General features: G+C 64.2%; 21 protein-coding genes and 1 tRNA gene. 15 read left to right on the top strand and 7 right to left on the bottom strand.

Going from position 1 to position 24,308, the window contains the following annotated elements:
- Positions 1 to 200: 200 nt before the first annotated feature.
- Entirely contained in the window at positions 201 to 2,984 is a 2,784-nt protein-coding gene (locus E3T41_RS10225; RefSeq protein ID WP_134478422.1) for a response regulator, read from the top strand.
- Positions 2,984 to 3,889: a response regulator gene (locus E3T41_RS10220; protein ID WP_134478420.1), complete on the top strand. Its 906-nt coding sequence runs from the start codon at positions 2,984 to 2,986 to the stop codon at positions 3,887 to 3,889. The genes E3T41_RS10225 and E3T41_RS10220 overlap by 1 nt, the downstream gene beginning before the upstream one ends.
- On the opposite strand, the gene E3T41_RS10215 is transcribed toward E3T41_RS10220, so the two are convergent.
- The 4 genes from E3T41_RS10215 to E3T41_RS10200 all read right to left on the bottom strand — a co-directional run bounded on the left by E3T41_RS10215 (position 3,884) and on the right by E3T41_RS10200 (position 7,421).
- Entirely contained in the window at positions 3,884 to 4,591 is a 708-nt protein-coding gene (locus tag E3T41_RS10215; RefSeq protein ID WP_134478418.1) for a TetR/AcrR family transcriptional regulator, read from the bottom strand. The two genes, E3T41_RS10220 and E3T41_RS10215, sit on opposite strands and share 6 nt — an antisense overlap.
- Positions 4,592 to 4,634: 43 nt before the next feature.
- Positions 4,635 to 5,927 carry an ABC transporter permease gene (locus E3T41_RS10210; RefSeq protein ID WP_092449261.1) on the bottom strand — a complete coding sequence of 431 codons (1,293 nt, stop codon included), beginning with the start codon at positions 5,925 to 5,927 and terminating at the stop codon, positions 4,635 to 4,637.
- Positions 5,924 to 6,670, bottom strand: coding sequence for an ABC transporter ATP-binding protein (locus tag E3T41_RS10205; RefSeq protein ID WP_134478416.1), 747 nt, complete (start codon positions 6,668 to 6,670; stop codon positions 5,924 to 5,926). Before E3T41_RS10205 ends, E3T41_RS10210 begins: the two co-directional genes overlap by 4 nt.
- A gap of 100 nt (positions 6,671 to 6,770) precedes the next feature.
- Positions 6,771 to 7,421 carry an MBL fold metallo-hydrolase gene (locus E3T41_RS10200; protein ID WP_134478414.1) on the bottom strand — a complete coding sequence of 217 codons (651 nt, stop codon included), beginning with the start codon at positions 7,419 to 7,421 and terminating at the stop codon, positions 6,771 to 6,773.
- 143 nt (positions 7,422 to 7,564) lie between these two features.
- Here E3T41_RS10200 and E3T41_RS10195 point away from each other — a divergent pair.
- Positions 7,565 to 7,637 (top strand) — tRNA-Glu (locus E3T41_RS10195).
- A 53-nt stretch (positions 7,638 to 7,690) separates the two neighbouring features.
- On the opposite strand, the gene E3T41_RS10190 is transcribed toward E3T41_RS10195, so the two are convergent.
- Positions 7,691 to 8,824 (bottom strand): class I SAM-dependent methyltransferase, encoded by a 1,134-nt coding sequence (locus E3T41_RS10190; RefSeq protein WP_092449258.1) that lies wholly within the window; start codon positions 8,822 to 8,824, stop codon positions 7,691 to 7,693.
- 276 nt (positions 8,825 to 9,100) lie between these two features.
- Here E3T41_RS10190 and E3T41_RS10185 point away from each other — a divergent pair, with 276 nt between their 5' ends.
- The 8 genes from E3T41_RS10185 (at position 9,101) to E3T41_RS10150 (ending at position 17,612) form a co-directional block, all read left to right on the top strand.
- Positions 9,101 to 10,126, top strand: coding sequence for a TerC/Alx family metal homeostasis membrane protein (locus tag E3T41_RS10185; protein WP_092449257.1), 1,026 nt, complete (start codon positions 9,101 to 9,103; stop codon positions 10,124 to 10,126).
- A 35-nt stretch (positions 10,127 to 10,161) separates the two neighbouring features.
- Positions 10,162 to 10,953 (top strand): PP2C family serine/threonine-protein phosphatase, encoded by a 792-nt coding sequence (locus E3T41_RS10180; RefSeq protein WP_092449430.1) that lies wholly within the window; start codon positions 10,162 to 10,164, stop codon positions 10,951 to 10,953.
- A gap of 151 nt (positions 10,954 to 11,104) precedes the next feature.
- Positions 11,105 to 12,562: a 3-isopropylmalate dehydratase large subunit gene (gene leuC, locus E3T41_RS10175; protein ID WP_104132599.1), complete on the top strand. Its 1,458-nt coding sequence runs from the start codon at positions 11,105 to 11,107 to the stop codon at positions 12,560 to 12,562.
- Positions 12,563 to 12,567: 5 nt separating this feature from the next.
- On the top strand, positions 12,568 to 13,194 hold the full coding sequence (gene leuD / locus E3T41_RS10170) for a 3-isopropylmalate dehydratase small subunit (RefSeq protein ID WP_134478412.1): 627 nt from the start codon (positions 12,568 to 12,570) through the stop codon (positions 13,192 to 13,194).
- Positions 13,195 to 13,355: 161 nt separating this feature from the next.
- Positions 13,356 to 14,678 carry a UDP-N-acetylglucosamine 1-carboxyvinyltransferase gene (gene murA, locus E3T41_RS10165; RefSeq protein ID WP_233195338.1) on the top strand — a complete coding sequence of 441 codons (1,323 nt, stop codon included), beginning with the start codon at positions 13,356 to 13,358 and terminating at the stop codon, positions 14,676 to 14,678.
- 55 nt (positions 14,679 to 14,733) lie between these two features.
- On the top strand, positions 14,734 to 15,474 hold the full coding sequence (locus E3T41_RS10160; RefSeq protein ID WP_370257488.1) for a lysophospholipid acyltransferase family protein: 741 nt from the start codon (positions 14,734 to 14,736) through the stop codon (positions 15,472 to 15,474).
- Positions 15,464 to 16,615, top strand: coding sequence for an NAD(P)H-dependent glycerol-3-phosphate dehydrogenase (locus E3T41_RS10155; RefSeq protein WP_233195303.1), 1,152 nt, complete (start codon positions 15,464 to 15,466; stop codon positions 16,613 to 16,615). Before E3T41_RS10160 ends, E3T41_RS10155 begins: the two co-directional genes overlap by 11 nt.
- Positions 16,515 to 17,612, top strand: a complete 1,098-nt coding sequence (locus tag E3T41_RS10150) for a D-alanine--D-alanine ligase family protein (protein WP_134478410.1) — start codon at positions 16,515 to 16,517, stop codon at positions 17,610 to 17,612. Before E3T41_RS10155 ends, E3T41_RS10150 begins: the two co-directional genes overlap by 101 nt.
- Positions 17,613 to 17,912: 300 nt before the next feature.
- Here the strand turns inward: E3T41_RS10150 and E3T41_RS10145 are convergent, their stop codons facing one another.
- A complete protein-coding gene (locus E3T41_RS10145; RefSeq protein ID WP_134478408.1) occupies positions 17,913 to 18,437 on the bottom strand; it encodes a DUF3515 family protein in 525 nt (174 codons plus the stop codon).
- Between the two features lie 174 nt (positions 18,438 to 18,611).
- On the opposite strand from E3T41_RS10145, the gene thiL reads away from it, so the two are divergent.
- The gene (thiL, locus tag E3T41_RS10140; RefSeq protein WP_241991124.1) at positions 18,612 to 19,616 is read left to right on the top strand and encodes a thiamine-phosphate kinase; all 1,005 of its coding nucleotides are present in this window, start codon (positions 18,612 to 18,614) and stop codon (positions 19,614 to 19,616) included.
- Positions 19,617 to 19,666: 50 nt separating this feature from the next.
- Here the strand turns inward: thiL and rsmD are convergent, their stop codons facing one another.
- The gene (rsmD, locus tag E3T41_RS10135; protein ID WP_134478404.1) at positions 19,667 to 20,248 is read right to left on the bottom strand and encodes a 16S rRNA (guanine(966)-N(2))-methyltransferase RsmD; all 582 of its coding nucleotides are present in this window, start codon (positions 20,246 to 20,248) and stop codon (positions 19,667 to 19,669) included.
- Between the two features lie 80 nt (positions 20,249 to 20,328).
- Between rsmD and E3T41_RS10130 the strand changes: the two genes are divergently transcribed.
- The 3 genes from E3T41_RS10130 to E3T41_RS10120 all read left to right on the top strand — a co-directional run bounded on the left by E3T41_RS10130 (position 20,329) and on the right by E3T41_RS10120 (position 24,308).
- Complete coding sequence (locus E3T41_RS10130) at positions 20,329 to 22,572, top strand: ATP-dependent DNA helicase RecG (protein WP_104132593.1); 2,244 nt, start codon at positions 20,329 to 20,331, stop codon at positions 22,570 to 22,572.
- Positions 22,573 to 22,635: 63 nt separating this feature from the next.
- The gene (coaD, locus tag E3T41_RS10125) at positions 22,636 to 23,124 is read left to right on the top strand and encodes a pantetheine-phosphate adenylyltransferase (protein ID WP_092449249.1); all 489 of its coding nucleotides are present in this window, start codon (positions 22,636 to 22,638) and stop codon (positions 23,122 to 23,124) included.
- Between the two features lie 134 nt (positions 23,125 to 23,258).
- Positions 23,259 to 24,308, top strand: a complete 1,050-nt coding sequence (locus tag E3T41_RS10120; protein WP_134478502.1) for a MoxR family ATPase — start codon at positions 23,259 to 23,261, stop codon at positions 24,306 to 24,308.

The raw sequence follows: 24,308 nt of genomic DNA, 5'->3' as shown, positions 1-24,308 counted from the left end.
GTGACCCGACCAGCTTAACTACCCCCGATGGGGGGTCATTTTGACGATTCGTGATATAGATTTAAGTGAGGGAAATTCCCCCGGTCGACTCGCGGCAATCCAGCGAGGCGAGGTTGCCGACCGCGAGCCTGTTCTGCCATACCGTGAAGCGTTCCCGCACCGCACGCTCACAGCGCACTCTATAGATCACGGAAGGCGTGATGACTATGACCCCCCACAACCGCAAGAATCATTCCCGGCCGTCCGCCGCCGCTGATTCCGCAGCTACGGTCAAGGCGAACCTTCCCGGTGGAGACAGCGCGGTAGCGCAAGAGGCGCTCCTGGCGAAGAATTTGCTGCAGCAGACGGTGAGTCTGCAGGACGCGATCTTCAACAGTGCCAACTTCTCCAGCATCGCCACCGACGCCCAGGGCGTCATTCAAATTTTCACCGTCGGTGCGCAGCGGATGCTCGGCTATACGGCGGAGGAAGTGGTAAACAAGATCACTCCGGCTGCTCTCCACGATCCGGAAGAGATTATTATGCGGGCGGCCCAGCTGAGCCTGGAGTTCGGCACCACGATCCAGCCCGGATTCGAAGCACTCGTCTATAAGGCGAGTCGCGGTATTGAAGACATCTATGAAATCACCAAGATTCGCAAGGATGGCAGCCGGTTTCCGGCCATCGTCTCGGTCACCGCGCTGTGTGATGAAGACGCCGCCATTATCGGCTACCTGCTGATCGCTACCGACAACACGTCGCGCAAGCAGGTGGAGGTCGCCCAATCCGTGCTGGACCAGCGGTTGCGCGACCAGCAGTTCTATACGCGCTCACTGATCGAGTCGAATATCGACGCGCTCATGATGACCGACACCCTGGGAATCATTTCCGACGTCAATCAGCAGATGATCGAACTGACCGGCCGAACGCGGGACGAACTCATTGGCGCGCCCTGCCGCAATTTCTTCACCGACCCGGCTCGGGCCGACACGGCAATTCAGCGAGCCCTCACCGAGAGCCGGGTCAACGACTACGAGCTCACGGTGCAAGCGCTCAACGGCGATGAAACGGATGTCTCCTACAACGCGGCAACGTTCTACGATCGCGACCGGGTCGTTCAGGGCGTGTTCGCATCTGCCCGGGATGTGACCGAACGGAAGCGGTTCGAACGGGCGCTTAAGGAGACCAACATCGAGTTGGAACACGCCAGCCGGATGAAGACGGAGTTTCTCGCGACGATGTCGCACGAATTGCGCACGCCCCTGAATGCGATCATCGGGTTCTCCGAGGCGCTCAAAGACGGGCTCATGGGTGATATGAGCGATTCCCAGCGGGACTATATCGGAGATATCTTCACCAGCGGACATCACCTGCTCGATCTGATCAATGACATTCTCGACCTGTCCAAGGTCGAGGCTGGAATGATGGAGATCGAGCTGGAACCCGTTGATGTGCGCTTGTTGCTCGAGCAGAGCCTGCTGATTGTGCGCGACGGAGCGGCCGCCCATGATATCCAGTTGCGCTTTGAGGGTGCAGAAGACCTCGGCGTGCCGCTTCTCGATATGCGCAAAACCAAGCAAATCGTCTATAACCTGCTGTCGAACGCGGTCAAATTCACGCCCGACCATGGGAATGTCACCCTGATGGCCAAACGGGTGCCGCGGAGCGCCGTCGGAAAAATTGCCGGTTCGTGGCCCGTGCACGATTTTCCGCTGCCCGCCAGCACAGTTTTGGATTTCCTCGAAATTCGCGTCGACGACACTGGCATGGGCATTTCCTCCGAGAATATGTCCAAACTTTTTCTCGCCTTCAGCCAGATCGACAGCACCCTGGCCCGACGGTTTGAGGGCACCGGCCTCGGTCTGGCCACGGTCAAGGAGATGGTGGGGATTCAGGGCGGAACGGTGGCCGTGGCCAGCGCCGAGGGCGAGGGCTCGACCTTTGTCGTGTGGATGCCGCTGGGAGCCACCGACCAGGTCGCACCGGCCTGGTCGGCGCCGGGAGACGAATTGACGGGGACCACCGATCGCGAGTCGGCACCGGCGAGTAAGGTGGCGGGCGCAACCGACCGGCCCAAGCCGCATCCGTTTAACCCGGCACCGGCTGCCGTCGCGCCAAAGTCGGCCGAGCCGGAAGCGGTAACGCCGGTTGGACCCGACCGGCAGGTGCACTCGACCACAACCGGCCAGCCGGCCGCCAGGTCGCAGGCGCAGCAGGAACATGAAGCGAAGTCGGAGAAACACGTTGCCCTCGTCATAGAGGATGACGCCAAGAGCGCAGAGGTACTGCGGCTGCTGCTCGAGGCTGAGGGGTTTCGCGTCATCGTCGCCCCCAGCGGCGAGGAAGGCCTCGCCGTCGCTCCGCACCAACAACTCAGCCTGATCACCCTGGACATCCGCTTGCCGGGAATGGACGGGTGGGGATTCTTGATTCGGCTGCACGAGTTCGCGGATCTGGCGGCGGTTCCCATCGTGATCGTCGCAGGGGATACCGATGTGGCCCTGGCCCTGACCCACGGTGCGGCGGCCGTGTTAAAGAAACCGATCAGTCGGGTAGTTCTGCAGAAATCGTTGAACGTGCTGGGTCTCGGCCCGGACGCGCTCCGCACGCGGCGGGTTCTGGTGGCCGATGACGACCCCGAAACCGTTGATGTGATTGCCCGGTTCCTGACTCGCCCGGAGTACGCCGTGGAACGCGCGTTCACCAAGAATGATGCGATCGAGATGGCGCAGCGTCTGCATCCTGACCTGGTGCTGCTCAACCTGATGATGGAAGGATTTAGCGGTTATCAGGTGGTCCTGGCCCTGCAGAGTGACCCGAATACCGAACACATTCCCGTGCTCGTGGTCACCGGTAAGCGGCTCACCAAGCAGGAGCTGGCCGCCGTCGACAGCGACCCGACCCAGCCCGTGCGCGTACTGGGAACCGAGAATTTCAATCGAACGGCGTTCATAGCCGAGGTGAAGCGAGCGCTAAATTCGGGCCTGGATCTGGGTGATGAATAGTGGCCAGGATTCTGATTATTGAAGACAACCCGATCAATATGAAACTGGCCAAGCTGTTGGTGCGACGGGCCGGGTATTCGACACTGGAAGCGGTCGATGCCGAGAGTGGATTATTGCTGGCCCGGGTCGAAGTTCCCGACTTGGTTCTCATGGACATCCAGTTGCCGGGAATGGATGGCTTCGCCGCCACCACCGAGTTGAAGAACGATCCGGTGACCGCCGACATCCCGGTGATTGCGCTGACCGCCATGGCCATGAGCCGAGACCAGGAAAAAGCCCGCACCGCTGGCTGCGACGCCTACATCACCAAGCCCCTGCACTATAAGGAGCTTCAGGACGCGATCAACTGGCTCATGCCGCGGGTGGACGATGAGGTTGCGTCGCACGAAGCGGGATCGCTCACCCGAAATGTTCTCGAGCGCGGAAACGAATTCGAGCAGGCCAGCACAGAAGCGGATGCCTCGCCCTCCCCGGAAAGCCGGGCTGCGGTTCGCGCACCGGGCGCGATCCGCATCCTCGTGGCCGAGGACAACCTGAGCAATCAGAAGCTCATCCTGTGGCAGCTGAACCTGCTGGGCTACGACGCGGATGTGACCGACAACGGTGCGCTCGCGTTCGCGCGGTGGACGAGCGGCGACTACGACCTGGTAATCACCGCTCTGCACCTGCCAAAGATGAACGGTTACGAGCTGGCCTCGGCCATCCGGGCGGCCGAGCCGCCCGGTACGCGGATGCCGATTCTGGCCATGACCGCGAGCGCGGTGCGCGGCAGCGATGCTGACCAGTCGCGCTGGGTCGGCATGAACGAGTACCTCATGCGGCCGCTGCACCTGGCCAAATTGCGCGCGGCTCTCGTTAAGTGGCTTCCGGTCGAATCCGACACCGAGCAGGGTCAGCTCCTATAGACCCGGGATGCTCAGCGTCTGCCGGAGGAGAGTGACCGTGCGGTCCAGCGCCTCGGCCAGGGTCAGCCGGGTGGGGCGTTCCCGACCATCCTCCTGGCTCGTGTCGGCCGTCGCTCCGAACTGGGGGCAGGGAATCCACTGCAGCGCCATGAACCGCAGCACGCCCAGCAAGGCGTGCGTGAGCAGCTCGGCCTGGCCGTGTCGAAAGACTCGGTCAGCGTCGGTTTCGGTGTCTGTGTCGACCCCTCGGGCTAGTCGCAGGTAGACGAGCTCAGCGACCTCATCGGTGACCCGGCTCATCCGTTCCAGCTGCTCCTGCAGGAGCTGCGAATGCAGGCCGAAGATCTGAATTCGGTCGGTGAAGAGCTGCTCGTCGATGCCGTCCGGCGGCCCCATCGCGCTCATCAGCGCGAGCGCGTCCGGCAGCAGGTCGTCTCCCGGCGCTGCGATGAACTCGCGAGCGCTTGCCTCGTCAATGGTCGGTGGTTCGGCACCGATAATGGCGGCCGTCTTCGTCTTGAAGTAGTTAAAGAAGGTGCGCTGTGAGATGCCGCTCGCGGTGCAGATCATATCCACCGTGACGTTGTCGAAACCGTGTTCCAGGACGAGGCTGACCGCGCTCCGTTCCACGCGCAAGCTCGTCGCGTGGTGCTTGTCCTCGCGGGAGCGCGGGCGAGTGGAGGTGGTGGGGGTGTCGATCATGACTCGTCCTGGTTCATCGGTGTGCTTTATCGGATTGCCGGCGCTACTCGTAGCGCAGCGACTCGATCGGGTTCTGCTTGGCGGCTCGCTGGGCCGGAAGGGTTCCCGAGAGGAACGCGATCACCATGACCAGCAGAATGACGAAGGCCACCGACATCGGTTCGAACAATAGGATGTTCAGCCCGGGCAACCCGGAGAGGAAGCCCTGCGACAGCACGGCGCTCAGCGCAGAGCCGAGGCCGATGGCCACACCGGCCCCGATGGCGCTGCCGAGGAACCCGATAAAAATGGCTTCGAGGCTGAACAGGGTGTAAACCTTGCCACCGCTCATGCCCATGGCCTTCATCAGACCGATCTCGCGGGTGCGTTCCTGCACGCTCATCAGCAGGGTATTGATGATGCCGAATGCCGCGGCGATCAGGGCGATCACGGCGAAGGCGTTGAGCACACCGACGATGCCGTTGATCACGGTCTGCACAGCGCCGAGCTGGTCCTCGATGGTGCTGGCGGAATAGCCCTCGGTCGCGAGGTCGGCCTTGAGCGCGCTGATGCCCTCGGCGGCCAGCGCGGTATCGAAGTGGGCGACGGCCACGCCGTAGCTCGTGACGGCGGTGTCGATGCCGCCGGACTGCGCGTCGGCCAGTTCGGCGATCAGGGCATCGTTGGCTCCGGCCCCGGCAGCGAGCAGGCTCTCGAGCGAGACGCCGACGACGGTGGCGTCGACCACGTGCTTCTCGCCGAGAATGTCCGTGATCCCAATAGAAACGGATGCCCCCACCGCGTCATCCGCGGAGGCGAAGCCGAGCGGAATCACAAAGGTGTCCTGCAGCACCAGCTGCGCCTCCTCGGCACTGCCGTCGAGCTGCGCGCCCGCCGTGAGGTCGGCCGTGGTCACCGCCGAGGTGGCGTTGATGCTGAACTCGTACGGTGTGCCCGAGTCGTATTCGACGTAGTCGGGCTGCACCGAGCGGATCGGGTCGACCGACTCGATGCCGGACGTTTCGGCGATCGCCCGGAGGTCGGCATCCGTCAGTGCCTTGGTCGTGGTGCCGGGGGGACCTTGCCGACTGGAGACCGACGCGGAACTCTCGGCGTCATATTCGACCGGGCCGTCGCCGGCGGCGGTCGCATCGCTGGCCTGGGTGATGATGAACACGTCGGGCGAGCCGAGGGCACCGACCTGGGCGTCGACGTACTGGCTGACGCCGGCGCCGACCGCGTTGGTCAGGGTGAGGGTGAAGGCGCCGACGAAGATGGCCAGCACGGTCAGCGTCGTGCGGAGCTTGCTGCGAAAGGTATTGGAGATCGCGGTGGCGACGAGGTCTTTGGTTCTCATACTGCGCCTCCGGCGGTGTTCATTGCTGCAGTGCTGTGTGCTGCGGGGGCGTGGGCGGCCAGCTGGGAGACGATGAGTCCGTCGCGAATGTAGATCTGGCGGTCGCAGCGGGCGGCGAGATCCTCGTCGTGGGTGACGATGACGACGGTGATGCCCTGGCTGCGGTTCAGCTCGAACAGGATGTCTTCGACGACGGCGCCGGTGGCGGTGTCGAGGTTGCCGGTCGGTTCGTCGGCGAAGATCACGCGCGGCGAATTGACCAGGGCGCGGCCGATGACGACGCGCTGCTTCTGCCCGCCCGAGAGAGTCGTGGCCTTGTTGCCGGCCTTGTCGGCGAGCTCGAGCTGCGTAAGAACCTGCATGCCGATGCGGCGGCGTTCCTTGCCGCCCATACCGGCGATCTTGAGCGGGAGGATGACGTTGTCGAGCACGCTCACGTTGGGGGTGAGAAAGAACTGCTGAAAGACGAAGCCGAATTCCTTATTGCGCAGTTCGTTGACGGCGCGCTTGGACAGCGACTTGGCGTCCTGGCCGCCGACCTGCAGTGTTCCCTTGTCGGGTTCGTCGAGTAGCGCGAGCAGGTGCATGAGGGTGGACTTGCCCGACCCGCTCTTGCCGACGATCGCCACGGTCTCGCCCGGTGCGATCTGCACGGACACGCCCTTCAGCGCGTCGAACCGGCTCGTGCCAGAGCCGTAGGATTTCTCCAGGCCCTGCGCATCAATTACCCACTCGGAGTCCATCGGGCGTCCCTCAGTTCGGTGCTAGATCCTAAAAAATGCAGTAACTGCACTCTAATTTGCAGTAGCTGCAAATTTGCTGAGGGGGAGTGCCCTGTCGCAGCTACAGATCGAGGCTGTCTCCCGGTTCCAGCGCGAAGAATTCGCCGCCACCCTGCTCGGTGACACCTTGGATTCGTGCATTGGACAGGTCTTTCCCGGCCCGGGATAGCAGCATCTCGTGGGTCGTGAAGCTGCGCTTCGGCTGGACGGCCAAAACGTAGTCCATCGCCTCACTGATTTTCATCCAGGGCGCCGCGGCCGGAACGGCGAGTGTGCCGACCGTGACCCCTTCGGGAAACGTGAAGGCGTCACCGGCGTAGTAGAACTCGTCATTGACCAGCACTCCAACGTTGTCAATGACCGGAATCGACTCGTGAATGATCGCGTGCGTCGCCCCGAAGAAGCGCAGGGTGAACGGGGCGACCTCGATCACGTCCCCGGCCTGCACCGTCGTCACCTCGAGATCGGCATTGAAGGCGGCGATCGCCCGAGCGACTCCGGCCGGCGCGAAGATGCATAGGTCGGAGTTCATTTCGACGATCCGGCCCAGCTGTTCCGGGGTCCAATGGTCGGCGTGTTCGTGGGTGATAACGACGGCTACGGCGCCCGCCGTGCCGGTCAGCGCCGTGGTGAACGAACCGGGGTCGATGTAGAGCTTCTTGCCTGAGAGCTCGAGGATCAGGGCGGCATGCTCCAGCTTGGTCAGTTTCATGTCCCCGAGCTAACCGCGATTCGAGTCGTGGCGCAACAGCATCCGCTGTCGTGATTGCTGTTTTGGTGCTGTCGCGACGCGCCGTGTGCGCTCAGTTTGGAACTGCGCTGGTCCGTGTGGCATACTCGGTAAGTTGCAAAAACGGCCCCATCGTTTAGCGGCCTAGGACATCGCCCTCTCACGGCGGTAACGCGGGTTCGAATCCCGCTGGGGTCACAATTGCCCGGCTTCCTTCTTTTGAAGGGGCCGGGTGTTTCTGTTTAAGCGGTCTATTTGGTACGAAGACGCCACAGCGAGGTGACCTCGCTCTGGCGCACGGCGTGCAGCGGGTCGCTCGTGTCGGTCGCCCGGGAGTGCACGGCGGCCGCTTCGAGCGCACCGATCACCCGCAGGCCGGCGGTGTCGATCACGGTCATGAGGTCAGCGCGAGTGCGCAGCCCGACCAGTTCGGCAAAGTCGGAGAGCACCAGCCAGACCTCACCGTTCGGCTCCAGATGGTCGATCACGCCGGCCAGGAAGCCCTTGAGCATGCGCGAGCCGGGGTCGTAGACGGCAGCGTCGAGCAGGGAATGCGCGGTCGCCGGAATCCACGGCGGGTTGCAGACGATCAGATCGGCACGCCCCTCGGGAAACAGGTCGGTCAGCTGCACCTCGATGCGCCCGGAGATCCCCAGTCGGGACACCGTTTCTCGAGCGGATGCCACGGCGCGCGGCTCGAGATCGGTCGCGATCACCCGTGGTACGCCCCGCGTCGCCAGCACCGCCGCGAGCACTCCGGTGCCGGTGCCGATGTCGAAGGCTACCCGCGGCGCGGCCAGCGGAGCCGTTGCCACGAGATCGACGTATTCGCTGCGCACCGGAAAGAAAGTGCCGTAGTGCGGGTAGATCGAGGCGTTCAGCGCGGCGACGCGAATGCCCTTGGTGCGCCACTGGTGTGCACCGATCGTGCCGAGCACCTCGTGCAGCGACACAACGGATGCCTCCGCGATGCTCCCATAGGCATCCACTGTGGCGGCGACCACGTCGGGAGCCCGGCGCAGTCCGATGATGTTGCCGATCTCCAGCGGGACCAGCAGCAGGCTGAGAATGCGCGCCCGGTGCGATCGGTTCTGCCGGTAGCGATAGAACAGTTCGGCGGTGGTGCGCTGGGTTTTGTCGGGGCGGGGCCGGGTGCGGTGTTCCAGAGCGGTCAGAATCTGGCGGGCGTTCTGAAAATCGCCGGTCCAGAGCAGGGCGACACCCTGTGAGGCCAGCCGGTAGGCGGCATCCGCTGTGATGGTGTCGTCAACCGGCACGACACGTTTCGGGGCCGGGGCGCCGTTGGCTGATCGCCAGAGCGCGGAGGTCGACACTCCGTTTTCGGACCAGTCGAGATACTCGCGCGGGGGGCCAGCGGCCGTCATCGAACCCGGTCCATAGTCATAAGGTCCAACTATAGGTGGCGCCGCGGCGACCGGGGTCGAGTGCTGGGCGCGACCAGCGCACTGTTAGAATTCTACAAGCGAAGGGGAGTATCCCTCTGGGCCCGATCGGGTCCTATGTCGCGATCGTCAATACGGGCCGCACTGGCGGGGCCCCGGTCGCGGTGGTATCGATGGGCTCCGAACGGATGCTTTCGGTGCGGGAGAGACTTTCGGGTTCTGTAACACCTGACTCCCGTCATTTCTTGAAAGGCCCCCGTGGAACTCGCTCTCCCTCTCTGGTTCGAAGCCGGATCCCTCGTCGTTCTGACCCTGATTTTGGTCGCCGACCTGCTCATCGTCTACAAGCGCCCGCACGTTCCGAGCATGCGAGAGGCCGGCCTGTGGGTCGGTTTCTATGTGGGACTCGCGCTGATCTTCGCGCTCCTGATGCTGGTGCTGGGCGACGCCGAACACGCCGGCCAATTCCTGGCCGGCTGGCTTACCGAGTACAGCCTGTCGATCGACAACCTGTTCGTCTTCGTGATCATCATGGCCCGGTTCTCGGTGCCGAGAAAGTACCAGCAGGAAGTGCTGATGGTGGGCATTATCATCGCCCTCGTGCTGCGTGGAATCTTCATTCTGCTCGGTGCCCAGCTGATCGAGAGTTACGCCTGGATCTTCTACATCTTCGGCGCGTTCTTGTTCTACACCGCGGTGAAGCAGGCGTTCTCGTCGGAGGAAGAAACCGAAGAGAAAGAAAACGGCGTCATCCGTTTGCTCCGTCGGCGCATTAGCATGTCCTCGGAATTCGACGGTTCCAAGGTGCGCACGCTGATCGACGGCAAGAAGGTCTTCACCCCGATGCTGATCGTGTTCATCGCGATCGGTACGACCGACCTCATCTTCGCGCTCGACTCCATTCCGGCGATCTTCGGCATCACCCAAAGCCCGTTCATCGTCTTCACGGCCAATCTCTTCGCCCTGATGGGCCTGCGGCAGCTGTACTTTTTGCTCGGCGGACTGCTCGAACGCCTCGAATACCTCAAGTACGGTATCGCCGTCATCCTCGGCTTCATCGGCGTCAAGCTCGTGCTGCACGCGATGCACACCAACGAGGTGTTCTTCATCAACGGCGGCGACCCCATGTTGTGGGCACCCGAGATCGACACCTGGACTTCGCTCGGCGTGATCATCGGTAGCATGGCCGTGGCAACGATTGCGAGCCTGATCAAGGCCCGTCACGATGCCCTCAAGCGTGGGCACACGCTCGCCGAAGAGATTTCGGTCAACGCTGGGGAATGATTGAACGAGGCCAGATGGCGGCGAACGGAGGATTCATGACTCTGAATCAACAGAGCACCATCGAATTTTCCAGCAGCACCGCCAGTCTCGTGTTCAGCGTGCGCAGCGAGGTGGGCAACGTACGCAAGGTAAATGAGGACAGCGTTCTCGCGCAGTCTCCGGTCTTTCTGGTGGCCGACGGCATGGGCGGACACGCCCAGGGTGACGTCGCCAGTCAGACCGTGCTGGGCGTGTTTGACGAGCACATCGCCCGCGACCTGCCGTCCACCCCGGAGCGCATTCTGGATGCCATCCACTCGTCGAACGATGCCGTGCGTGATCTCAGCGCTGAAGGCGACTCGGGCACCGCTGTGTCGGGAACGACCCTGGCCGGGATCGCGCTGGTCGATGCCGGCGACGAGGTCGGTTATCACTGGATGGCCTTCAACGTCGGGGATTCCCGGGTTTATACCTGGTCCGATGGCGTTTTGACCCAGTTGTCGATCGACCACTCCGCAGTGCAGGAGATGGTCGATGCCGGCCTGATTTCTCGAGCGGATGCCGAGAAGCACCCGGAACGCAATGTCATCACCCGGGCCATCGGCGCCGACGAATTTGTCGACGCGGATGTCTGGCTGCTACCCGCTTCGGGGGAGCAGGCGTTCCTGATCTGCTCCGACGGGCTGACCAAGGAACTCGACGACGTGACGATCGCGCGGTTGCTGGCCACGAACATCCACTCGGCTGTTGACGGGCGCAGCATGGCCGACATTCTCGTCGATGCTGCGATCGAACACGGTGGACGTGACAACGTGAGCGTCGTCTACGTGGAGTCGACGGTCAGCTGAGCAGCGCGAACCGGGCCTGCGGGGGAGGTGTTACCCTGAATCCGTGGTGCTGAACCGACTTCTTATCTGCCGCGACGAGTCCCTGTACTGAGGCCTCCCTCGTCGCGGCGTTCGGCGTGGCTGCCATCGATTCGTGAGGAAGACGCTCAAAATGACCAACGTAATACCCACTTCGACCATTAGTTCCGACGCCGGCCTGCGCACGCTCGCCGAGAAGGTCTGGGACAAGCACCTCGTCACCAAGGGTGAAGACGGAACCCCCGACCTGATCTACATCGACCTGCACCTGCTGCACGAGGTGACCAGCCCGCAGGCCTTCGACGGACTGCGCCTGGCCAACCGGCCGCTGCGCCGGCCGGATCTGACCATCGCGACCGAAGACCACAACACACCCACGCTCGCGATCGACAAGCCCATCGCCGACCCGACCAGCCGCACCCAGATCGAGACGCTGCGTCGCAACTGCGCCGAATACGGGGTACGGTTGCACTCGCTTGGTGACATCGAGCAGGGCATCGTGCACGTCGTCGGCCCGCAGCTCGGCCTGACCCAGCCCGGCATCACCGTGGTCTGCGGCGATTCGCACACCTCCACCCACGGAGCCTTTGGAGCGATGGCGCTCGGCATCGGCACGAGCGAGGTCGAGCACGTCATGGCGACCCAGACGCTGCCGCTGAACCCGTTCAAGACTATGGCGATCACCGTCAACGGCGCACTGCGCACCGGGGTCACCGCGAAGGACATCATCCTCGCCGTGATCGCCAGGATCGGCACCGGCGGCGGAGCCGGCTACGTGCTCGAATACCGTGGCGAGGCCATTCGCGCTCTCTCCATGGATGGCCGCATGACCATCTGTAACATGTCGATCGAGGCCGGCGCCCGCGCCGGCATGGTCGCGCCCGACCAGGTCACCTATGACTACCTCAAGGGTCGCGCCCACGCACCGCGCGGCGCCGACTGGGACGCGGCCGTCGCGTACTGGCAGACCCTGGCCACCGACGAGGGTGCCAGCTTCGACGCCGAGGTCATCATCGACGCCAACGAGCTCGAACCCTTCGTGACCTGGGGTACGAACCCCGGCCAGGGCGTCTCGCTGAGCGGATCGGTGCCGAACCCCGCCGAAATCGTCGACGCCAATGAGCGCTCGGCGGCCGAGCGGGCCCTGGAATACATGGACCTGACGGCCGGAACGCTGATGAAGCAGATTCGGGTCGATACCGTCTTCCTCGGCTCCTGCACCAACAGCCGGATCGAAGACCTGCGGGCCGCCGCCGAGATCATCAAGGGCAAGAGCAAAGCGGAGGGACTGCGCATGATGGTCGTTCCTGGCTCGGCCCGGGTACGCATCGAGGCCGAAGCCGAGGGGCTTGACCAGATCTTTCTCGATTTCGGCGCCGAATGGCGTTTCGCTGGCTGCTCGATGTGCCTCGGCATGAACCCCGATCAGCTCGAACCCGGCGAACGCTGCGCGTCGACCAGTAACCGAAACTTTGAAGGACGACAGGGCAAGGGCGGGCGTACCCACCTGGTGTCGCCGCTCGTCGCGGCCGCCACGGCCATTCGCGGCACGCTCTCAAGCCCGTGGGACCTCGTTCAGGATGGAGACTAAGCAACATGCAGAAATTCACTACCGTCACCGGCATCGCGGTGCCGCTGCGCCGATCCAACGTGGACACTGACCAGATCATCCCGGCCGTGCACCTCAAGCGTGTCACGCGCACCGGCTTCGAAGACGCCCTGTTTGCAGCCTGGCGCCTCGACCCCGAATTCGTGATCAATAAGAAGGAGTACCAGGGCGGTCGGGTACTCATCGCCGGCGCCGATTTCGGCATCGGTTCCTCGCGGGAGCACGCCGTCTGGGCGCTGCGCGATTACGGCTTCGACGTAGTGCTCAGCCCCCGCTTCGGCGACATCTTTCGCGGCAACTCGGGCAAGCAGGGCTTGCTCGCCGGCCAGATCAGCGAAGCGGATGCTGAAACCCTGTGGAACCTGGTCGAGTGCGATCCGGGCGTGGAGTTGACCGTGGATCTGGTCAGTAAAACCGTGCGTGTCGGCGATCTGACGGTGGATTTTGAAATCGATGATTACACTAGATGGCGGCTGCTCGAAGGTCTGGATGACATCGGGCTGACCCTGCGTGACGAAGCGCGAATCAGTGAATTTGAAACCAAACGCGAATCCTGGTTGCCCCGCACCCTTCCCGCCCTTTCCCCCGAATCTTCCAGAATTAATTTGATGTAATTTGCATTTGCACTAATTTGCACCAGGACAGGTAACTTGTGAGCACTCTGCGCGAAACAGATAGTAGCGAAACCGACGAGGCGAAGAAGTTGAACGACGCTCGAAACCACGACGACGCGAATGAGCGGGGGAGCGCTGCGAACCACGGAGCATCCGTCGGCCTGACCGCTGACAAGATCACCATTCGAGGGGGAATTCCCCTGGTCGGCCGCATCGAGGTGAAGGGGGCGAAGAACCTCGTCACCAAGGCCATGGTCGCCGCCCTCCTCGGTGAGACCCCGAGCGTGCTCAAGGACGTTCCGAATATCAGCGATGTTCGGATCGTTCGCGGGCTGCTCGAGGTACACGGCGTCAAGGTCACCGAGGGCGACGAACCCGGAACCCTGGTCCTCGACCCGGTTGACGTGGAGAGCGCGCACTTCGCCGCGATCGACGCCCATGCCGGTTCCTCGCGCATCCCGATCCTGTTCTGCGGCCCGCTGCTGCATCGCCTCGGTGAAGCGTTCATCCCCGATCTCGGCGGCTGTCGCATCGGCGACCGCCCGATCGACTTTCACCTCGAGGTGCTGCGTAAGTTCGGTGCCGTCGTCGAGAAGCAGCCCAACGGCATCCGCATGTCGGCGCCGAACGGACTCAAGGGCGCCAAGCTCGAACTGCCCTATCCGAGCGTCGGAGCCACCGAGCAGGTGCTGCTCACCGCGGTGCGGGCCGACGGCATCACCGAGCTCAAGGGCGCGGCGATCGAGCCCGAGATCATGGATCTCATCAACATTCTGCAGAAGATGGGCGCCATCATCACGGTCGACACCGACCGGGTGATTCGCATCGAGGGCGTCGAACGCCTGCTCGGCTACAACCACCGCGCGCTGTTCGACCGCAACGAGGCCGCCAGCTGGGCTGCAGCGGCCCTCGCCACCGACGGAGACATCTTCGTCGGCGGCGCCCGCCAGCCCGAAATGATCACTTTCCTCAACGTGTTCCGCAAGGTCGGCGGCGCTTTCGATATCTGTGACGACGGCATCCGTTTCTATCACCCCGGCGGCGATTTGAAGCCCGTCATTATTGAAACGGATGTCCACCCCGGCTTCATGACGGACTGGCAGCAGCCGCTTGTCATCGCGCTGACCAAGGCTCACGGCACGTCGATCGTGCACGAAACCGTGTATGAGCAGCGCTTCGGCTTCGTCGACGCCCTCGTCGAAATGGGCGCGACCATTCAGATTCACAAGGAATGCCTCGGCGGCCATCCGTGCCGGTTCGGTCAGCGCAATTTCAACCATTCCGCCGTCATCACCGGACCGACCAAGCTGCACGGCGCCGATATCGTCGTACCCGACCTGCGCGGCGGCTTCAGCCACTTGATCGCAGCGCTCTCGGCCGACGGCACGTCCACGGTCAGTAACGTGGGAATCATCAGCCGAGGTTACGAAAACTTCATCGGCAAGCTGCGGCTTTTGGGGGCGGACTTCGATCTCGAAGGATAATAGGCGCGTGCCTGAAAATAACGACGTGCCCGCAACTCCCGAGTCGACTGCCAAAATTCGTTCGGAGAAGAGCAGCCCTTCGGCATTCTGGATTCTCGCCGGGTTGATTCTGCCGGTGATGAACCTCGCCGCCCGCTACGAGATTCTCGATGCCCACAAGTTTCCGCGGAGCGGCGCGTTCGTGTTCTCGCCGAACCACTACAGCGAGATCGACCCTGTGGTCATGGGGGTCGTGGCCTGGAAGCTGGGGCGGCTGCCTCGGTTTCTGGCGAAGGCATCCGTTTTCAAGATCCCGGTCATCGGCTGGGTGCTGACCAAATCGGGGCAGATTCCGGTGCAGCGCGGCGGATCGGTGCGCGGGAGTGAGCCGGTCAAGGCCGCCCAGCGTCTGGCCGATAAGGGCCAGATCGTCGTGGTGTACCCGGAAGGGTCACTCACCCGTGACCCCGACCTGTGGCCGATGCGCGGCAAGACCGGCGCCGTGCGCATCGCGCTGGAACAGGGGATTCCGATCGTGCCGGCCGCGCACTGGGGCACGCAGCACCTGATGGAACGGTATTCCAAGAAGGTGCACCTGTTTCCGCGCAAGACCATCACAGTGAAGATCGGCGACCCGATCGACCTCGCGCAGTTTCGGGGACGCAGCCTCGACACGGCGACGCTCAACGAGGCGACCGCCGTCGTAATGCTCGCCATCACTGCGTTGCTGGAAGACTTGCGCGGCGAGAAAGCCCCGGTCAAACGATGGAATCCGGCGGAGCACAACCAGAAAGAGACCGGTCGTTTTGAAGCCTAGAACCCCCCAGCTGCCGAAGATTCAACCAGGCACCCGGGTGGCCGTGCTCGGCGCGGGCAGTTGGGGTACGACCTTCGCCAAAATTCTGACGGATAGCGGTGCCGATGTCGTTCTGTGGGCTCGCCGCCCCGAGTTGGCCCGGGAAATCTCCGAAGCGCGCCGCAACAGCGACTACCTGCCCGGGGTGAACCTGCCCGTCGGGCTGCGCGCCACGAGCCGTCTTGACCTGGCGCTGGCCGGAGCGGAAATGGTGTTCGTCTCGGTGCCCAGCCAGTCGCTGCGCGAAAACCTGAAGCAGGTTGAACCGTATTTGGCCGAGAACGCGATCATCATCTCGCTGATGAAGGGTGTCGAACGCGCAACCGGCATGCGCATGAGTTCGGTGATCGAAGAGGTGCTCCGCATCGACCCCGATCGCATCGCGGCGATCAGTGGTCCCAACCTCGCGCTGGAAATCGCCAAGGAACAGCCGACCGGCGCGGTCGTCTCCTCGGCGAGCTTGGAAACGGCGCAGGCCGTGGCCAAACTGGCAACCAACCGCTACTTCCGCTCCTACGTCAACACCGACGTCATCGGCACCGAGTTCGGCGGCGTGCTGAAAAACCTCATCGCGGTCGCCATCGGCATCGTCGACGGCGTCGGCTACGGCGAGAACACCAAGGCCTCGATCATCACGCGTGGTCTGGTCGAAATGACCGATTTCGCGGTCGCCTACGGCGCTCAGCCCGAGACTCTGGCCGGACTGGCTGGCCTCGGTGACCTCATAGCCACCTGTCAGTCGCCGCTGTCGCGCAACAACACAGCGGGCCGGCTGCTCGGCCAGGGTTACAGCATTAACGACGTCGTCAAGCAGATGCAGCAGACCACCGAAGGCCTCGCCTCGGTCAAGCCGATTCTGGAACTCGCACGCGCCAAGGGCGTCGAGATGCCCATCGTCGAACAGGTACGTCAGGTACTCGACGGCACGCTCAATCCCCGCGACATTGCGCCGCACCTCACAACTGACTCCGGCGAACCGCAGGGCGAAAGGACACTTGACGATGGACAAGCTCACGGTGGTGCTTCTCTTTGGGGGGCGTTCCAGCGAACACTCGATCAGCTGCGCCACGGCGGGAGGGGTGCTGGCAGCCCTCGACCCTGATGCGTACACCGTCATCCCGGTCGGAATCACCCGGAACGGTGCCTTTGTGCTCGAAGAAAACGACCCCGCCAAGTTTGCCCTCAACGCCTCAGCGCTGCCGGTCGTTGCGGACAACGGCACCCGCGTGCGGTGGCCGGAGAGCGCGTCCAGCCGGGAATTGACTGTCGTCGACGCGTCCGGTGAGCGAACGCTTGGCCCGGTCGACCTTATATTCCCGATTTTGCATGGACCGTTCGGTGAGGACGGCACCATCCAGGGCATGCTCGATCTGCTCGGCCTGCCCTACGTCGGGTCGGGAGTTCTCGCATCCGCTTTGGGCATGGACAAACACTTCGCCAAGACCGTCTTTCAACAGGCTGCCCTGCCCGTTGCGCCGTGGCGCACCATCACAGCGGATGACTGGGTAACGGCTCCCGGTTTGGCCTATGCGGCCCTGGAACAGCTCGGCCTGCCCGCGTTTGTGAAGCCGGCGCGGGCCGGATCGAGCGTCGGCGTCAGCCGGGTGTCGACCCCGGACCAACTGGCCGAGGCCATGACGGTCGGGCTCGCCGAAGACAACAAGGTGCTGATTGAATCCGGGCTGGTCGGCCGGGAGCTCGAGATTGCGGTACTGCAGGGGCGCCCGGGGGAACCGACCCGCGCCTCCACGGCCGGCGAAGTAGTGGTGACCGGCCGGGACTTCTACGATTTTGCCGCGAAGTATCTCGACGCGCCCGGCGTCGACCTGGTCTGCCCGGCGCCGCTGGCACCCGAGGAACTGGCCGAGGTACAGCGGCTGGCCATTGCCGCGTTCGAGGCGATCGGCGGCGCCGGCCTGGCCCGCGTGGACTTTTTTCTCACCGCGACCGGCTGGGTGATCAACGAGATCAACACCATGCCCGGGTTCACGAGCATCTCGATGTTCCCGAGCTGCTGGCTGGCCAGCGGCTACACCTATCCCAAGCTGATCGACGAACTCATCGCTGTGGCCATAGCCCACGCCCGCCACGGCTCCTGACCCGCCGAGTCCGTCGGCATCCGTCGGCATCCGTCGTATTAGGCTGCTTGCGCGGGAGTTGTGGCCTGGCCAGAACTCCCGCGCAGTTCGCCGCGCGGGAACTGCGAAAGTACGCGGGAGTTGGGCGTCCCGCGCAGCGGCGCAACTCCCGCGCAGTGCGAAGTGAAGGCAACCAACCCGCCGCCGCGCTCGGAGCAGAGCCATCCAGACGTCGTATTTAGCCGCTTTGCACTTAAGCTGGCCATCGACCAGCGCGACCCGGTCTGCGGTACGCGGCTTCGCGAGACCTCCGCTCAGAGGCTAGGGTGCGCTCGTGGCTCCATCAGTCGGGAGATCCAGATCTTCCGCGCCGACGCACGCACCAGTCGCCGGCACGTATCCGACCGCGTTGGACACGTCGATGAGCGTCGTCGACCCGCTCACCCGTTCAGAGTCGATCACGATTTCGATGGCCGGATCGCGACCATACGTCGTGTACCGGTAGGTCGGGGCGTCGGAGTCGTCTTCGATCCAATCGATGCCGTTGATGTTCAGGCACGGCAGCGTCGTGGGTTCCGGCACCGTAACGCCACAGTGCAGCAGCACCGCGGCCGGGTCACCCCAGGCGCCGGTCGCCTGCGCATTCGTTTCGCGGGCCGCCTCATCGGCGACGCTGGATGGCAGGTGCACGATGACGTCGGCACAGGCCACGTTGGTGGCATCGGGGGCCGGCGTCAACGGCACGACAGCGGCGCAACCGGCCAGCAGCAGCGAGCTCGCGAGCACGCTGAAGACGGCGACGGAACGTACGGGAACTGAGCGCAGGAGCAGGAATGGGTGAGGCATCGCATTAAGGCTACCGTTTCTTACATGACGACTTCTGCAGATGCCCCGCGTCCCGCCCCTGCGACGCCATCCCGACTGGCCTCGGCAGCGCCAGTTTCAGCATCGCAATCGCCCAAAATTTCCGTGCCGGAGTCGGCTGCGTCTGCAGCGGTCAACCCGTCGCGTGCGCCCGAGCTGAAGGCATCCGCTTCGGAAACGCTCGCCGATCTCAGCGAAGGCGCCGTGCTCGCACGAATCTTTCCCCGGCTGCCGACCGCGGCAGCCGAACTGCTCGGCCCCGGCGACGACGCGGCGGTCATCTCGGCGCCCGACGGACGATTCGTCGTCACCACCGACATGATGATTCAGGGTCCCGACTTTCGCCTGGCCTGGTCGACACCGCACGACCTCGGTTGGAAAGCTGCAGCGACCAATCTTTCCGATGTTGCCGCCATGGGCGCTCGCCCGACCGCCCTGGTCGTTGCGATCGCGGCTCCGCCATCGACACCGGTGTCGGTGCTCGAGGGCATCGCTGACGGGCTGCGAGACTGCTGCGAGGCGCTCGCCCCCGGCTGCGGCGTGGTCGGCGGCGACCTGTCGGCGTCCGACGCGCTGACCCTCGCTGTGACGGCGTTCGGCGACCTCGAAGGGCGCGCGCCCGTAGTGCGCTCGGGCGCGCGCCCAGGCGACACAGTGGCGCTCTCCGGGCGGCTCGGCGACGCCGGCGTTGGCCTCGAGCTGCTGTTCCGCCTCGGCGTCGACGACGACGGAGTGCCCAACCTCGCTCGCGCCAATGCGCTCAAGCTCACGCACCCGGCCGAGGTCGCCGCCCAGCTGACTCCCGTGCCGCCCATTGCGAGCGGTCCGATCGCTGCCGTCGCTGGCGCCACCGCCATGCTCGATGTCTCTGACGGCCTCGCCATCGACGCCGGACGCATCGCCCGGGCCAGTGGTGTGGCCATCGACTTCGATTCCGCCTGCCTCGGCGATCGCATCGAGGTCGCTCTCGGCGGCGGCGAAGACCACGGATTGCTGGCCACCTTCGGGCCAGACACGGCACTGCCGCGCGGTTTTCGCCGCCTCGGAATCGTCACCGCGGCATCCATTGCGCTCCCGGCCGGCTCGATCACCGTCGACGGGGCGCCGCACGACCAGGGTGGCTGGGACCCTTATCGCGGCTGGGACGGTTCCGCCGGCTAGATCGACTGTGACGGCGCCCGGTACGAGAATCGTGCTAGCCGTCGCTCGAACTACGGCGCAGGCTGCTCGACGGGCGACGCGTACCAGACGGTCGTATCGCCATAGTCTTTGCGGCGTTCAAGCTCGAGTCCCGTACCCCACTCCGGCTCGGGCGAGCGTGAGCTGCGCTCGAGTACCACGAGCGCGTCGTCGGCCAACAACGGGGCGAGCGCGCTCAAATTGTGGCCCAGCTCAATCTCACTGAGGTCATACGGAGGGTCGATGAACACGACGTCGAAGCCCTCTTTCGTAGCGGCTAAGAATGACTGGACCGCCTGCGAGGAAACCGCAATCTTCAGGTCGGTGCCCTTCGGTGCAGACCGCTGTACGGCCTCGCCGTTCTTGCGACACAGGGCCGCCGCGCCGTAGCTGTTCTCGACCAGCGTCACCACTCGCGCTCCGCGACTGGCAGCCTCGAGGCCCAGGGCGCCCGACCCAGCGTACAAATCCAGCACACGCATGCCGTAGACGGCGTCCCGCGAGTCGAGGGCCGAGAAAATAGCTTCCCGTACGCGATCACTCGTGGGCCGCGTGCCCGACTTGGGAACGGCCAGGGTCAAAGAGCCGGCAAACCCGGAAATAATTCGCGTCATAACCCTCCCGAGCCTAGCCGCAGCCGTTCCCGTGTGGCCGCACACGACGTAATGTCGGAGGCCCGGTTTACCATGGAACCATGACCGGTTCGAGTGCTGCCCATGGCCCCGAATTCGATGGTGCTTCTCTGCCGGCGCCCGAGCTCAAACCGCTCACCCTCGACACCACCCTCAAGATCGCCCTCGGCCCGGCCAGGGCTACCGCGCTGCGCAAGGCCTTCGCCATGGAGACCGTCGGTGATCTGCTGAGCCATTACCCGCGCGACTACGCCGACCGCGAGGTACTCCGGCCCCTGAATCAGGTCACGCCCGGAGCCAACATCACCGTCATCGCCGATATCGTTTCGGTGCGAGAACGTCGCATGTCGTCTAAGCCGGGCACGATCGTTGAGGTGGTAATTTCTGACGGCGGGGGCGAGTTCACCCTCACGTTTTTCGGTAAGAAGAGCCAACAGTGGCGGCTTGACCAATTACGTCCCGGTCTGCGTGGCAGTTTCTCGGGCAAGGTGGGCAGGTATCAGGGCCAGAGCCAGCTGGCGAACCCGGCGTACAAGACCTTTGAGAGTGAAGAAGAAGAGGCCCGCGACGATCCGTCCGTTCGGCTGAGGCACAAGCCGCTCATTCCGATCTACGCGGCAACGGCTTCGGAGACCAGCTGGAGTCTGCAGACCATGATCGACCTTGTCCTGCGGCGTATGGACACTTTGCCCGACCCTGTTCCCGACGATCTGCGGGCCGAACACGGCCTGCTGACCCACACCGAGGCCATCCGCTGGATCCACAGCCCCGACAATCCGGCCGAATGGATGGCCGCCCAAAACACCCTTCGGTTCACCGAGGCCTGGGTGCTGCAGTGCGCCCTGATGCAGCGGCACAGCCTGGCCAGGGAGCGTCGCACCCGCCCGCGGGTACCAACGCCCGGTGGGTACCTCGAACGTTTTGACGCCGCGCTGCCGTTCGTGCTCACTGTCGACCAAGAGATCTGCGCGGTCGAGATCGCAGGCGACATGTCCCAGTCCGGCCCGATGAACCGCCTGCTGCAGGGCGAGGTCGGTTCGGGCAAGACCGTGGTCGCGCTTCGGGCAATGCTCGCCGTGGCCGACAGTGGTGGCCAAACGGCTCTGTTGGCCCCGACCGAGGTGCTGGCCGGGCAACATCTGCGGTCGATTACGACCCTGCTCGGCCCCGATCTCGCGGCCGAACTCATGCCGACCCTGCTCACCGGCAAACTTCCAGTCGCGCAGAAGCGCAAGGCCCTGTTGCGCACAGTGTCCGGCCAGTCCCGCATCGTGATCGGCACCCACGCGCTACTCAGCGACACCGTGACGTTTTTCGACCTTGGGCTGATCGTGATTGACGAACAGCACCGATTCGGCGTCGAGCAGCGGGAAACCCTGCGGTTGAAGGGCGCCGAGCCACCGCACGTTCTCGTCATGACGGCCACTCCGATTCCCCGCACCATTGCCATGACGGTGTTCGGCGACCTCGACGTGAGTACCATCCGCATTTTGCCGGCCGGGCGCCAGGGCATCACGAGCATCGTCGTGCCGCTGGCCGATCACCCAGACTGGTTCCAGCGCATCTGGACCAAGCTCGCCGAAGAGCTCGCTTTGGGTCGACAGGGATTCGTGGTCTGCCCGGCAATTTCGCCCGCCGAGGTTGAAGAAGACGCCGAACTGGCACCCGCGTCTGAGGACGACAAGAAGACTCCGCTCGCCAACGTTGAGACCGTGCACGAGAGGCTGCGTGGATTTGCGCCCCTGGCCGGGTACCGCATCGAGGCCCTGCACGGGCGCATGACGAGCGAGGAAAAGGATCGCATCATGCAATCCTTTGCCGCCGGTGAGATCGACGTTCTCGTCGCGACGACCGTCATCGAGGTGGGCGTTGACGTGCCCAACGCTTCGGCCATGGTCGTGCTCGACGCTGAACGCTTCGGCGTCTCCCAACTGCACCAGCTGCGCGGTCGGGTCGGACGTGGCGGCGTGCCCGGGCTGTGCCTGTTGGTCACCAACTCCCGCACCGGCTCGCCTTCCCGCCAGCGCATCGGTGATGTCGCCGCGACCCTCGACGGTTTTCGGCTCGCCGAACTCGACCTGGCGCTCCGCCGGGAAGGTAATGTGCTCGGCGATATGCAATCCGGCGAGGGAACGTCCCTGCGTTTTCTTCGGGTGGCCGAGGACGGCGACCTGATTGCCGAGGCGCGACAAGCCGCCTTCCATCTCGTTTCGGGGGATCCGGGCATCCGCACCAACCCGGCCCTGCGCGACGCGATTGCCCGTCGACTGAACGAATCCGAGCGCACCTGGCTCGTGAAAGGCTGAATATGCCCACTGAAGCGCACGACCAGGCAGCACACCGTCAGTCTCTGGCAGTAGGGTGTGAGCATGCGCAGGATCGCCGTTGTCCCTGGATCATTTGACCCCGTCACACTGGGCCACTTGGACGTGATCAATCGCGCGGCCGGCCTGTTTGACGAGCTGCATGTGCTTGTGGTGCACAACCCCGACAAATCGGCCCTGTTGCCGATCAGTCAGCGCGTGTCGCTGCTGGAACAGGCCATCAAAGAAGCCGGACTCCCCACCAACATCGTGGTCGCCAGCTGGAGTATGGGCTTGCTCGTCGACTACTGCATGGATGTCGGCGCCAGCGTGCTGGTGAAAGGCATCCGCTCTCAGGTGGATGTGGCTTATGAGACGCCGATGGCGATTGTCAATCGCAACTTGGCCGCAGTGGAGACGGTCTTCCTCTTGCCGGATCCGGCCAACGCCCACGTCTCCAGCTCGCTGGTCCGTCAGGTGGCCGGCCTCGGCGGCGACGTCTCGCCGTATGTGCCGCGGGCCGTGGCGCAGTATCTGGAGCGGTCGCGGGTATGAACCGCCAGCCGGCTCGCTCCTCTGAGGACTTAGCGTCGGTTCCGCCAGCCGACACCGCTCAGCTCCGGACTGCGCCGTTCACCACCGAGTCGGGCGTTGACCTCACCGAGCTTCAGGCCGCCGGGCGCGCGATCATGCGCAACGTCGAGACGGTCATCGACGGCAAGCACGAGGCCGTGCAGATCGCCCTGACCGTGCTGCTGGCCGAGGGACACCTGCTGATCGAGGACGTTCCCGGTGTGGGTAAGACCATGCTCGCCAAGGCGCTGGCTCGTTCCGTGGACTGCACGGTCGGGCGAATCCAATTCACGCCCGACCTGCTGCCCTCGGACGTGACCGGCGTCTCGGTGTTCAACCAGGCCGAACGTCGCTTCGAATTCAAGCCAGGGCCGGTGTTCGCCAACATCGTCATCGGTGATGAAATCAACCGGGCGAGCCCAAAGACTCAGTCGGCGCTGCTGGAATCGATGGAGGAACGCCAGGTCACCGTCGACGGCGTCACCTACCCGCTCGCGCTGCCGTTCACCGTGATCGCCACCCAGAATCCGATCGAGATGGAGGGCACCTATGCCCTCCCGGAGGCTCAGCGGGACCGATTCATGGCGCGCATCTCCATGGGGTACCCCGACATCGGGTCCGAGCTCGCCATGCTCGACTCGCGGGATACCAACAGCCCGCTCGCGCTGATCTCCGCTGTTGTTTCGGGGCAGATCCTGCGCGACATGATGCACACCGCCCGAGCAGTATTCGCCTCCGGCGCCGTGAAGGAATATGCCGTCAATCTGGTGCGCGCCACACGCGATGATCGGGACCTGCGCCTCGGGGCCAGCCCGCGGGCGACCCTGCAGCTCATTCGCGCGGCCAAGGCACAGGCCGCCCTGAACGGACGAGACTACGTGCTGCCCGACGACATCGACTCCCTGGCCGTGGCGGTGCTCGGCCACCGGCTGGTTCCGACCAGCCGCGCCCTCGGCCACCACCACCAGGACAGCGGCCCCGTCATCGACGACATCGTGCGCCGAATCCTGGGCGACACTCCCGTTCCGGTGGGAGCTGCTGCGTTCGCTGTCCCGGCATCCGCTGTACTCAAAACGGCCGTGCTGGCATCGGGGCGGTCAGGGCCGGTGCTGCCGGCCGTACGCGGGATTCCAGCCAAACCGGTCGGTTCCACCGGACAGCCCTAG

It is taken from the genome of Cryobacterium sp. Hh38 (assembly GCF_004403235.1).
GTDB lineage: Bacteria > Actinomycetota > Actinomycetes > Actinomycetales > Microbacteriaceae > Cryobacterium > Cryobacterium levicorallinum.
This window is presented reverse-complemented; position numbering and strand designations above follow the sequence as displayed.

What these genes read in the sequence shown, in the direction of transcription:
- E3T41_RS10150 (WP_134478410.1), top strand. Translation starts at nt 16,515, where the DNA reads ATGGACAAGCTCACGGTGGTGCTTCTCTTTGGGGGGCGTTCCAGCGAA.
- leuC (WP_104132599.1), top strand. Translation starts at nt 11,105, where the DNA reads ATGACCAACGTAATACCCACTTCGACCATTAGTTCCGACGCCGGCCTG.
- coaD (WP_092449249.1), top strand. Translation starts at nt 22,636, where the DNA reads ATGCGCAGGATCGCCGTTGTCCCTGGATCATTTGACCCCGTCACACTG.
- E3T41_RS10190 (WP_092449258.1), bottom strand. Translation starts at nt 8,824, where the DNA reads ATGACGGCCGCTGGCCCCCCGCGCGAGTATCTCGACTGGTCCGAAAAC.
- E3T41_RS10130 (WP_104132593.1), top strand. Translation starts at nt 20,329, where the DNA reads ATGACCGGTTCGAGTGCTGCCCATGGCCCCGAATTCGATGGTGCTTCT.
- E3T41_RS10210 (WP_092449261.1), bottom strand. Translation starts at nt 5,927, where the DNA reads ATGAGAACCAAAGACCTCGTCGCCACCGCGATCTCCAATACCTTTCGC.
- E3T41_RS10120 (WP_134478502.1), top strand. Translation starts at nt 23,259, where the DNA reads ATGCGCAACGTCGAGACGGTCATCGACGGCAAGCACGAGGCCGTGCAG.
- E3T41_RS10215 (WP_134478418.1), bottom strand. Translation starts at nt 4,591, where the DNA reads ATGATCGACACCCCCACCACCTCCACTCGCCCGCGCTCCCGCGAGGAC.
- E3T41_RS10145 (WP_134478408.1), bottom strand. Translation starts at nt 18,437, where the DNA reads ATGCCTCACCCATTCCTGCTCCTGCGCTCAGTTCCCGTACGTTCCGTC.
- rsmD (WP_134478404.1), bottom strand. Translation starts at nt 20,248, where the DNA reads ATGACGCGAATTATTTCCGGGTTTGCCGGCTCTTTGACCCTGGCCGTT.
- E3T41_RS10205 (WP_134478416.1), bottom strand. Translation starts at nt 6,670, where the DNA reads ATGGACTCCGAGTGGGTAATTGATGCGCAGGGCCTGGAGAAATCCTAC.
- E3T41_RS10180 (WP_092449430.1), top strand. Translation starts at nt 10,162, where the DNA reads ATGACTCTGAATCAACAGAGCACCATCGAATTTTCCAGCAGCACCGCC.
- E3T41_RS10200 (WP_134478414.1), bottom strand. Translation starts at nt 7,421, where the DNA reads ATGAAACTGACCAAGCTGGAGCATGCCGCCCTGATCCTCGAGCTCTCA.
- E3T41_RS10225 (WP_134478422.1), top strand. Translation starts at nt 201, where the DNA reads ATGACTATGACCCCCCACAACCGCAAGAATCATTCCCGGCCGTCCGCC.
- leuD (WP_134478412.1), top strand. Translation starts at nt 12,568, where the DNA reads ATGCAGAAATTCACTACCGTCACCGGCATCGCGGTGCCGCTGCGCCGA.